General features: G+C 70.6%; 10 protein-coding genes. 6 read left to right on the forward strand and 4 right to left on the reverse strand.

The window, feature by feature from the left end:
* The 4 genes from GA0115259_RS21480 to GA0115259_RS21495 all read right to left on the reverse strand — a co-directional run.
* Positions 1-386, reverse strand: a 386-nt coding sequence (locus tag GA0115259_RS21480; RefSeq protein WP_176732610.1) for an FAD binding domain-containing protein, incomplete at its 3' end; no start/stop codon positions are given.
* A 4-nt stretch (positions 387-390) separates the two neighbouring features.
* Positions 391-903 (reverse strand): (2Fe-2S)-binding protein, encoded by a 513-nt coding sequence (locus GA0115259_RS21485; RefSeq protein ID WP_093599675.1) that lies wholly within the window; start codon positions 901-903, stop codon positions 391-393.
* An 83-nt stretch (positions 904-986) separates the two neighbouring features.
* Complete coding sequence (locus GA0115259_RS21490; protein WP_202450212.1) at positions 987-2,159, reverse strand: MalY/PatB family protein; 1,173 nt, start codon at positions 2,157-2,159, stop codon at positions 987-989.
* 64 nt (positions 2,160-2,223) lie between these two features.
* Entirely contained in the window at positions 2,224-3,390 is a 1,167-nt protein-coding gene (locus tag GA0115259_RS21495) for a phosphoribosylaminoimidazolecarboxamide formyltransferase (RefSeq protein WP_093599681.1), read from the reverse strand.
* 335 nt (positions 3,391-3,725) lie between these two features.
* Between GA0115259_RS21495 and GA0115259_RS21500 the strand changes: the two genes are divergently transcribed.
* From GA0115259_RS21500 to GA0115259_RS21525, 6 genes are all read left to right on the forward strand, one after another.
* On the forward strand, positions 3,726-4,955 hold the full coding sequence (locus GA0115259_RS21500) for an MFS transporter (protein WP_093599684.1): 1,230 nt from the start codon (positions 3,726-3,728) through the stop codon (positions 4,953-4,955).
* 251 nt (positions 4,956-5,206) lie between these two features.
* Positions 5,207-6,499: an acyl-CoA dehydrogenase family protein gene (locus GA0115259_RS21505; protein WP_093599687.1), complete on the forward strand. Its 1,293-nt coding sequence runs from the start codon at positions 5,207-5,209 to the stop codon at positions 6,497-6,499.
* Between the two features lie 107 nt (positions 6,500-6,606).
* A complete protein-coding gene (locus GA0115259_RS21510; protein WP_202450213.1) occupies positions 6,607-8,259 on the forward strand; it encodes an acetolactate synthase in 1,653 nt (550 codons plus the stop codon).
* Positions 8,260-8,264: 5 nt separating this feature from the next.
* Complete coding sequence (locus tag GA0115259_RS21515) at positions 8,265-9,302, forward strand: LLM class flavin-dependent oxidoreductase (protein WP_093599693.1); 1,038 nt, start codon at positions 8,265-8,267, stop codon at positions 9,300-9,302.
* Positions 9,303-9,350: 48 nt separating this feature from the next.
* Positions 9,351-10,037 (forward strand): HAD family hydrolase, encoded by a 687-nt coding sequence (locus tag GA0115259_RS21520; RefSeq protein WP_093599696.1) that lies wholly within the window; start codon positions 9,351-9,353, stop codon positions 10,035-10,037.
* The coding region (locus tag GA0115259_RS21525) for a PfkB family carbohydrate kinase (protein WP_093599699.1) at positions 10,037-10,852 on the forward strand (816 nt) is incomplete at its 3' end. The genes GA0115259_RS21520 and GA0115259_RS21525, both read left to right, overlap by 1 nt.

The raw sequence follows: 10,852 nt of genomic DNA on the forward strand, positions 1-10,852 counted from the left end.
GGCGGCCCGCCGCGGAAGTAGCCGCACCGGGTGCGCTGGAGCAGACTGCCGCCCGCCGTGGCGCTGTTGCGCAACTGCTGGGAGGCGGCCTTGGCCAGCGACTCGGCCAGCGCCGGACAGTCGCGCCGCAGGACCGGGTCCTCGGCCAGGTCCGCCAGCCGCGCACCGGCTCCGAAGACGAGTTCGTCACCTCCCGTGGTGTCGAAGCCGGCCAGTTCGGCGAGGTGGTGGATGTCGACCACGGCGGTCGGCCGCTCGACGCCCAGTTTCATCAGGTCGTACAGCGTGGTGCCGCCGGCCAGGACCTTGGTGCCTGGCCCGCCGGCCGCCAGGGCCTCGACGGCCTCCGCGAGGGTGGCCGGCGCGGCGTAGCCGAACGGCCGCATCGGCTCAGCCCTCCGCGGCGGCGCGGGCGGCCTGCTGGACCGCGGCCAGGATTCCCGGATAAGCGCCGCAGCGGCAGAGATTGCCGCTCAGATACTCCCGGATCTGGTCGTCGTTGCCGGCGTGGCCCTCGGCTATGCACGCCACCGCCGACATGATCTGGCCCGGTGTGCAGTATCCGCACTGCAAGGCGTCATGGTCGATGAACGCCTGCTGCACCGGATGCGGTGTGCCGTCCGGTTCCGCCAGCCCTTCGATCGTCAGGACGTCCGCGTCCTGTGCGTGGACCGCCGGTGTCAGACACGCCAGGACCCGGCGCCCGTCGAGATGGACCGTACAGGCACCGCACTGGCCCTGGTCGCAGCCCTTCTTGGTGCCGGTCAGCGCCAACCGCTCGCGCACCACGTCGAGCAGGGACTCGCGTGGATCCAGCAGCAGCCGGACCGGCCGGCCGTTGACCGTACAGACCACTTCGACCGAGGTCGCGAAGAGGGCGTCGTGCTTGATTCCCGTTGACATGACTACCATCCCGGGCTCGTGTGAACAGGTCGTACGGAGGTGGCGTACGGAGGCGGCCTACGGAGGCCGAACATGCTGGGCGTTCACGCGTCCCGCCCGGGCAGAGCGCGGAGGGACGCGACGAGTGCGGTGACGATGCGTTCGAGGATGGCCCGCGAGGTCGCGAAGTTGATCCGGACGAAGCCGCGCCCGGCCGCTCCAAATACCGCTCCGTCGCTCAGTGCGACACCGCCCTGCCGCAGCACGTGTCCTGACGGATCGTCAAGTCCGAGGCTCCTGCAGTCGAGCCAGGCCAGATAGGTGGCTTCGGGCTGCCGATAGCCGATCATGGGCAGCTCGTCCGCCAGGACCCGGGTCAGGAACCGGCGGTTGGCGTCGAGATGGCGGAGCGCGTCCTGCCGCCAGGAGTCGCCTTCGGTGTACGAGGCGAGGCCGGCGACGATACCGAAGGTGCTCGCTCCGTGCCGGGAGTGGAACGGCAGTGTGCGCCATCGCACCACGTCCTGCTCGCTGGTCAGAATGGCCTGGGCGCACTTGAGGCCCGCGGTGTTCCAGCCCTTGGAGGCGGAGGTCAGCGTGATGGTGTGCGCGGCGGCCTCGGGCGAGAGGGAGGCATAGGGCACATGCTCATGGCCCGGGTAGACGAGCGGCGCGTGGATCTCGTCGGCTATGACGCGGGCGCCCCGGGCTTCGACACACCGGCTCAGGGCCAGCAGTTCGGCTCTGGTGAAGACTCGCCCCATGGGATTGTGCGGATTGCACAGCAGCACCGTCCCCGCGCCGTCCGCGAGCGCCGTGTCGATCGCCTCGATGTCCAGTACGGGCCGGCCGCCGTCGGACACCATCGCCACCTCTACCACCTCGCGGCCCTCCGCCGCGGCGATCTCGAAGAACGGCGGATAGGCGGGCGTGGGCACCACCACGGCGCTGCCGGGCCTGCTGTAGGCGCTGATACCGAGTCCGATCCCGGTGACCACATCGGGCAGCAGGAAGATCCACTCGGCCGGGACCGACCAGCCGAAGGTCCGCCGGAGCCAGTCGGCACAGGCAGAGGGCAGTCCCGTACGGATGTCGCGGAGCGGATACCCGGTCTCGCCGCGCTCGACCGCGTCGTGCAGTGCCCGGCGGATCGCGGGCGCCAGTGCGAAGTCCATCTCCGCGATCCAGGCGCCGAGCACGCCGGGGCCGTGCCGCGCCCACTTCAGGCTGCGCCTCCCGACCAGGTCCTCGATCTGTAAGTCGTCGAAGCCGGGCACTGGTTGACAGTCGGCCGGTGGTTCATGACCGGCCGGTGGTCTGTTCGGCATTCCGCTCCCCCGGTCAGTGGTGGAACAACCGCAGTCCGGTGCGGACCAGCGCGATGCCGTGCTCCTCGCAGGCCGTTTCGACGTCCTCGCTCCGGCGTGATCCGCCGCCCTCCACGATGCCGCGCACTCCGTGCCGGGCCGCGACGTCGACGTTGTCGCGGAACGGCAGATAGGCGTCGGAGGCAAGGACGCACGGTGTCTTCCCCGGCAGCCAGTCGCGCTTCTCCTCGGCGCCGAGCGCCCGCACGGGCCCGGGAAAGCGCGCGAGCGCGGCCGACTCCCGCGGGCTCAGGCCGCCTTCGACCAGCCGCATCACCCAGTTGACCCGCTCCTGGAGCGGCATACCGTCCGGGAAGCGGGTGGCCGCCACGCGCGGATGCCGGCGCAGCCGCCACCGGTCGGCCTTCTCCCCGGCCAGCCGGACGCAGTCCACCCGCGACTGCTGTCCCGTACCGATGCCGATCGTCGCGCCGCCGGCGACGTACGTCACCGAGTTGGACTGCGCGTAGCGTGCCGCGATCAGACCGAGCACGGCGTCGCGGCGCTGCTCCTCGGACATCACACCGGCCTCGCCGAGCACCTGCTCGTCCAGTACGAGCGGATCCGCGTCCTGGGTGATCCGGACTCCGAAGACATCCCTGACCTCCGTGCCGGGCGGCTTGTGCCCGGGATCCATCCGCAGGACGAGAAACGCTCCGCGCTTCTTGCGCGCCAGTACGGAGACCACTCCGGGCTCGAAGTCCGGCGCGATGATGCCGTCCGAGACGACCCGGGCCAGCAGCCGGGCGGTGGCCATGTCGACCGTGTCGGACACGGCGACCAGGTCGCCGTACGACGAGCGCGGATCACAGTCCCGGGCGCGCGCATAGGCGCCGGCCACGGCGGACGGTTCGTCCTCCAGCCCGAACGTCGCCCGCGTCACCGCGTCGGTCTCACCGGCGACGGCGGCGCCGGCCGGGGAGACATGCTTGATCGACGCCGCGGCGGGCAGCCCGAGAGCGGCGTCGGCCGCCCGGACGAGCTGCCAGCCCTGGAGCGCGTCCAGCAGATTCAGTGTGGAGGGAGTGCCGCTGAGGACCGTGAAGGGCAGCGGGCCGCCGTCGGTGGTCGCCGCCACGGCCTCGGCCTGCTGAGGATTCAGACCGTATTTGAGTCGAAGATCCGTCTGACCACTGGACATATAAGCCCTTCCCATGCCGACGTCGGGCGGGTTCGGGTTCGCGGTTCGGGTTCGCGGTTCGGCGGACGACTGCCGCCGGGCACTCCGACAGAATATGTGCCTGCCCCTGATTATGGACCCGGTCGATATGGGACGTCCGAAAGTCAGCCAATAATGGGCTGGACCGGGAGTTCGGTGCCGTGCGACGTCTCCTTGCCGGGACGACCGCGTTGCCGGAGCACCCGCGTCTTGGCTACGATGCCGGACCTGTGTACTTAGGGAAGAAGCGATTGAGCGAACGGCCGGCGAGATCCGGCGCGAAAACTGCCGCAAAGGTACCGGAACCGTCCGGCGACGTGCCGGAAGAGGCACCGGAAGACACCTCGGAACCGGATATTCCGCGCTGGTCGTGGACCTACTGGTCGACATTCGCACTCGTATACCTCTGCGGGGTTCTCGCGGCCACCAGCCTCGGCAAGATGGCGCCGATCTCGGTCGACGTGCGCGCCGCGCTGGGCCTCTCCCTCGACCAGATGTCTCTGGTCACCTCCTCGATCACGGCGGTGGCGGCGCTGTTCGGCATCCCGGTGAGCTATCTCATCGGACGGCTCGCCCTGCGGTGGACGCTGCTGGCCGGCTGTGCCGTCATGGCCGCCGCCGGGTTCGTGGAGTCACGGGTGGACGGATTCGGGCCGATGATCGCCACCCGGCTGATCGAGGGCGTCGGCTATGTCGCCGTCGTGGTGGCCGCGCCCGCGGTGATCATCGCGATGGGCGGCGGCGCCCGGCGGATCACGGCACTGGCCATCTGGGGCACCTACTTCCCGGTCGGCCTGGCCCTGGGACTGTTCGCGGGCGGCCTGCTGTCCACCTCGTTCGGCTGGCGCGGCTGGCTCGCCGCGCAGTCGGGCGTCCTGCTCGCCGTGGGAGCCGCCGCCGTGTTCGCGCTGAGCACGCCCGGGTCCGGTGCCACCGAGCCGATCGCTCCGCCCGTGGCCGAGTCGCCGGGCGAGCGGGCGCGTGCCCTGCGCAGGCCGGTCCTGCTGGCGCTGGGCTTCGCCACCGCCAGTGGCACGATCGTCGCCGTCGTCTCCCTGCTGCCGACCTATCTGCACGAGAAGCTGGGCGCGTCCATGGCTGCGGCGGGAAGCATGATCGGCCTCGTGTCGCTGATCGGCACGGTGGGCGGCTTTCTCAGCGGCTGGCTGCTGCGGCGCGGCGTGGCGGCCCGGCATGTCTTCGCCGCGGCCCTGCTGATGCCGCTGGGCGCGGCGGTCGCGTTCCAGCAGTCCGGCGGGATCGGGCTCAGCGCGGCGGGCGCGCTGCTGGTGGCCCTGGCCAACGAACTCGTCGTGGCCGCCGCGTTCGCGATGATCCCGGTGGTCGTGTCCAGGCCGTCCGACATCAGTGTCGCCAACGGTCTGCTGGCACAGATCGGCAGCGCCGGCTCGCTGGCCGGGCCGCCGCTGGTCAGTCTGGTGCTGCTGTCGGCGGGCGGCTGGTGGGCCGTGGCGCCCACGGTGCTCGTCGTCTGTCTCGTCGGCACTCTGCTGCTACGCGCGTCAGTACGGCAGCCGGCCGTCTGAACCCGCCCGTTTCCGTCCCGCGCCGGCCGGGCGCGGGCCGAACGATATAAGCCAGATGAATATTCAATCGATGCCTGGTATTGCTGTCGTCTCGCGCGTCGGTATGCTGACTTCGGTCGGCATACCCGCGTCGAAGGTACTCGATCATTGAGCACCGGCAGCGCTCTTCCGGTGCCCGGCCAATTCCCAGTGCTCGGCACGGTCGGACGGTCTGCGGAATTATCACCGAACGCTCCGGAGGTGAGTGACGGGTGTCGCAGGATTCGGATTCCGAGTTAACAAGTAATTTACCTGAAGAAGCCAGGGAATGGCTCAGACTGAACTGGCGCGATGATCTGACGGTCGGTGCCTGGTGGAAATTGCTGGCCGCCGCCGGATTCGCATTTCCCACCTGGCCCGCCGGAATGGGCGGTCGTGGTCTGCGCAGGAAAGAAGCACGGCAGATCACCGAGGAGATCGCCCGGGCCGGTGCGCTCGGACCGCCGGGCGGTGTCGGCCAGATGGTGGGCGGCCCGATCCTCATCGAGTACGGCAGCGACGAGCAGCGCCGCCGCTGGCTGCCCGCGCTGGCCGCGGGCGCGGAGTCCTGGTGCCAGCTCTTCAGTGAACCGGGCGCCGGATCCGATCTGGCGAGCCTTCAGCTGCGCGCCGACTGGAGCGGGCGGAGATGGCTGCTGAACGGCCAGAAGCTGTGGTCCCGGGAGGCCGAGGGCGCGGACCGCGGACTGGCCCTGGCAAGGACCGACTCGGCCGTACCCAAACGCCGTGGGATCAGCTACTTCGTCGTCGACCTGGACCAGCCGGGCGTGGAGGTAAGGCCGATCCGGCAGATGAACGGACGCGCCTCGTTCAACGAGGTGTTCCTCACCGATGTGGCCGTACCGCCGGACCAGCTCGTCGGCGGTCTCGCCCAGGGCTGGCCGATGGCCCTGGCGAGTGTGTCGTACGAACGCGAGGAAGTGGGCGGCGGCGGAGTGCTGCGCCCGGCGCGTATCGCCTCGCCGGGCCGGCGCAACGGAATGCTCGACCGCAGCATCCGGGAGCTGGCCGAGGAGAGCCGGTCCGCGGAGCGGGAACGGCCGGTCGTCCGCGGTGTCCGCACTCCCCCGGCGCTGATCGCGCTGGCGCGGCAGGTCGGCCGCTCCGACGATCCGGTGGTCCGCCAGCGCCTCGCGGCCGTGCACGGGACGTACGAGACCAACCGGCTGCGCAACATGCTGCTGCGGTCCGCCCGGAGACAGGGACGCAAGCCCGGTCCCGAGGTCTCCCTCGGCAAGCTCGCCGGCTCCGACGTGGGCCGTCAGGCACGTGACATCAGTCTGTCGCTGCTGGGCGCCGAGTCCCTGCTGACCGGCGAGGAGACCACCGGCGGCGGTGCGTTCCAGCAGATGGCCCTGTCCGTCCAGGCCCTGTCGATCGCCGGCGGTACGGACGAGATCCAGCGCAATCTGATCGGCGAACGCGTCCTCGGGCTGCCGCGTGAGCCGGAGACCGACCGCGATGTGCCCTTCAACCAGCTACGGGTGGGGACACAGCGCGAGTAGCCCGGCAGGGCGAGCAGTCCGCAGCACGAGTAGCCCGATAACAGGAGAAGCCGACCGACGGAGCGGGCATGGACGGGAACAGCTTGTCGCACCCTCGCGATGGAACGGTGAGTACGGCCACGGCGGTCGAGGGCGAGGGCGGGCGGCTGGCGGTCGAGGGCGAGGGCGGGCGGCTGGCGGTCGCGGCGCTGCGGTCCGTCGGTGTGGACACACTGTTCACACTCTCCGGCGGCCATATCTTCTCCGTCCTGCACGCCGCCGCGCAGGACGGGATGCGGATCATCGACGTCCGCCACGAGCAGACGGCCGTCTTCGCCGCGGAGGCCCTCGCCAAGCTGACGCGGCGGCCGGGCGTGGCGCTGCTGACCGCCGGGCCGGGCGTCACCAACGGCATCAGCGCCCTGGCCACGGCCCAGGCCAACGGCTCACCGCTCGTGCTGCTCGCGGGACGGGCGTCCCAGCGGCGCTGGGGATCCGGTTCGCTCCAGGAGTTCGACCATGTCCCGCTGGTCGCGCCGGTCACCAAGCGGGCGGGCACGGTGACCCGTACCGACGCGATCGCCGCAGCCGTCCAGGAGGCCGCGGCGACGGCGGCCACGCCGCACCGCGGTCCCGTCTTCCTCGACATTCCCATCGATGTGATGCACCGGCAGGCGAGTGTCCAACTCCCGGCCCTCACATCGGTGTCCGCGGATCCCGGCGATCCGGCGGAGACCGCCAGGGCCGCCGAGATCGTGGCCACCGCACGGCGGCCGGTGCTCGTCGCGGGCGGTGATGTGTGGTGGGGCGGCGCCTGGGACGCCCTGCGCCGGTGCGTCGAGGCGCTGCGCGTACCCACGTTCATGAACGGGCAGGGACGCGGCTGTCTGCCGCCGGGCCATGAACTCGCCTTCGCCAGGACCAGGGACGCGCTGAAGGAGGCGGACGCGGTCGTGGTCGTCGGCACTCCGCTCGACTTCCGGCTGTCGTTCGGGCGGTTTCCGGACGCGCGGATCGTCCATGTCGTCGACGATCCGGGCGAGCGGGCGACTCATGTCCCGACGGCCGCGGCACCGGCCGGCGACCTCGCGGCGATCCTCGACGCGATGGCGCTCTGGCCGGGCGACCGGCTCGATCACAACGAGTGGATCGGGCAGCTCCGGGACCGGGAACGGGCCGCGCGCCACGCCGAGGATGCGGAACTGACGGCGGAGCACGCACCGGTCCATCCGGCACGGGTCATCGGCGAACTGCGCGCACAGCTCGACCAGGACGCCGTCGTCGTCTGCGACGGCGGTGACTTCGTGTCGTACGCAGGACGGCTCCTGGACTCCCACCGTCCGGGCTGCTGGCTCGATCCCGGTCCGTTCGGATGCCTCGGCAACGGACCGGGCTACGCGGCGGCGGCCCGGCTCCGGTACCCGGACCGCCAGGTGGTGCTGCTGCTGGGCGACGGCGCGTTCGGCTTCTCCGCGAGTGATGTCGACACGCTGGTGCGCCACAAGCTGCCGGTCGTGATGGTCGTCGGGAACAACGGGATCTGGGGACTGGAGAAGCATCCCATGCGAAAACTCTACGGTTCGGACGTCGCCGCGGATCTGCGGCCCGACAGCCGGTACGACCTGCTGGTCGAGGCGCTGGGCGGCGCCGGCGAAACCGTGACCAGGCCGCGGGACATCGCGCCGGCGCTGCGCCGCGCCTTCGCCTCCGGCGTGCCGTATCTCGTCAATGTCCTCACCGATCCCGCCGTGGCGTACCGGCGCACGGCGAAGCTCGGGTGACCGGGATGGCGACGGCCGGGGGACGGCTCCAGTTCGGTGTGCTCCAGTTCTTCTCCAACTCCGGCCGCAAGGTGCCGCTGCCGACCGTCTACAGCCGCGCGCTGGACCGGATCGACATCATGGAGCGGTCCGGTGTGTACGAGGCGGTGTGGCTGGCCGAACACCACTTCACGACCTACTCGGTGTCGCCTTCGGTGAGCATGATGGGAGCGTTGGTGGCCGCCAGAACCGAGCGGCTGCGCATCGGTACCGCCGTGTCGCTGGCCGCGATGTACCACCCACTGCGTCTCGCCGAGGAGATCGCGCTGCTGGACATGGTGTCCGGCGGACGGGTCAACTGGGGCGCGGGACGCGGCAACGACCCGGGCGAGTTCAAGGTCTTCGGGCTCGATCTGGACCGCAGCTACGCGCTGTTCCGGGAGAACGTGGACATCGTGCTGCGGGCCTGGCAGGACGAACGCCTCACCTATCACGGTGACTTCCACACGTTCGAAGGCATCGAGGTGCTGCCCAAGCCGCTCCAGCAGCCGCATCCGCCCGTCTGGCTGGCCGCCTCCTCGCCCGACGCCATCGCCTGGGCGGCGTCGGCCGGTTACTCGATCCTCATGGATCCGCACTCCTCGCACGCCGACATCGGCGCCAAGTACGCCGCCTATCTGAAGGGCCTGACGGCCGCCGGCCACCCGGCAGCCGGCCGGGTCATCCCGATGGCGCGGCTGATCGCCGTGGCGCCCACCGACGAGGAGGCCCGCCGGATCGCCGTACGCGGTGCCGAGTGGACCGTCGCCTCGATGAGCGATCCGTCCCGGCGCAAGTACTCCAAGGGCATCCGCCCCGCGGCACCGGACCAGGCGGAGCGCGACCGTCGGTCACGGGTCGAGCGGTATGTGGACGACGTCATCATCCACGGCGGTCCTGACCGGGTGGCGGAGCAGATCCGGTCCCTCCGGGCGGACATCGGTCTGCACTACCTGTTGTGCGCCCCGCTGAGCCACAGTTCGTTCATGCTCCTCACCGAAGAGGTGATCCCCAAGCTCGTGTAGGTGAGGCAGGCTAGGAGCACTGAACCGGCTGGGCTGGAGGTCCCTCTGATGAAGAGTCAGTGTCTGCTCGTCGACGGCGACGACACACTGTGGGAGAACAACATCTACTTCGAGCAGGCGATCGAGGAATTCCTCGACCTGATGATCCACGACTCGTTCACACGGACGGAGTTACGGAGTGTTCTGGACGAGATCGAGACCGCCAACTGCGAGCTGTACGGCTACGGCGCGGTGAGTTTCGTCCGCAGCCTGCACGACTGCTACCGGCGTGTGCACGCGAGGGAGGCGTCCGAGGAACACGCGCGGGTCCTCACGGCGCTGGGCGACCGCATTCTGCGGCAGGCTCCGGTCATCATTCCCGGCGTCCACGAGACCTTGTCGTATCTGCGGCCCAGGCACCGGCTGATCCTGCTGACCAAGGGCGACTTCGACGAGCAGTCGGCGAAGGTGGAGGCGTCCGGTCTGCGAGGGCTGTTCGAGGACGTCGTCATCGTGTCCGAGAAGACCACCGAGACATACACCACCGTGGTGGAGGAGGCGAAGGCGGACGCGGAGCGGACCTGGATGATCGGCAACTCGCCGAAGTCCGACATCATTCCCGCGCTGACCGCCGGGCTGCGCGCCGTCCATGTGCCGCATCCCGACACCTGGGTGCTGGAACAGCGGCCGGTCCCGGTGGAGCACGAGCGGCTGCTGTCACTGGACCGTTTCGCGGATCTCGTGGAGCACTTCTGATGCCGCTCCCTCATCTCGTGGCGGTCGGCGACACACTCGCCGACATAGTGGTCGCGGTGTGTCCGCGGGTGTGCGAGCGGCTGGGAGTCGCTCCCGGGGCGGCGGCGTTCGTCAGTCTCGCGGCACTCGACGCGACGGTGTCCGAACTGACGGGATCCGGCGACACGGCCGTCCTCTCGGCGGGCGGCAGCGCCGCGAACACCTGCGCCGCGTTCGCGGCCGGCGGAGGGCGGGCGACGCTCCTCACCGCCTCGATGGACGACGGGCGCGGCCGGGCGGTCAGGGACGATCTCGCGGCCCGCGGTGTCGCCGTACCGCTGAAGCCGGCCCTTACGGGCGCGACGGGACAGTGCCTGGTGCTCCTGCTGCCGGACGGCGACCGGTCCTTCCTGCTCTGGCAGGGCGAGCCGTGGCGGCTGCGGATGCTGTACGACGGGATGGAGGCGGCCTTCGCCGGCGGGCTGCGCTGTGACGGGCTGCTGGTGGAGGGCTATCTGCTGACGGCCGAGGACGGGCTGGAGGTGGCGAGTGCGGCCGTACGGCGGGCCACCGCGCTGGGCGCCTCACCGGTCCTGTCGCTCTCGGACAGCGCGCTGGTCGCCGCGCACCGGCGGCGTTTCGAAAGGCTGCTGGCGGACGGCGTGGGCACGGTCATCGGCAATGAGGCGGAGGTGACGGCCTTCACCGGTGCGGCGGACGCGGAGGAGGCGGCGGCCGGGCTGGCGCGGTCGGGAGTGCTCGCCGTTGTCACACTGGGCAGCCGCGGCGCGCTCGTCCACGGCCCGGCCGGGCGGCACGCGGTCGCCGGGAGCGGC

The organism is Streptomyces sp. MnatMP-M17, from assembly GCF_900091995.1.
Lineage (GTDB): Bacteria > Actinomycetota > Actinomycetes > Streptomycetales > Streptomycetaceae > Streptomyces.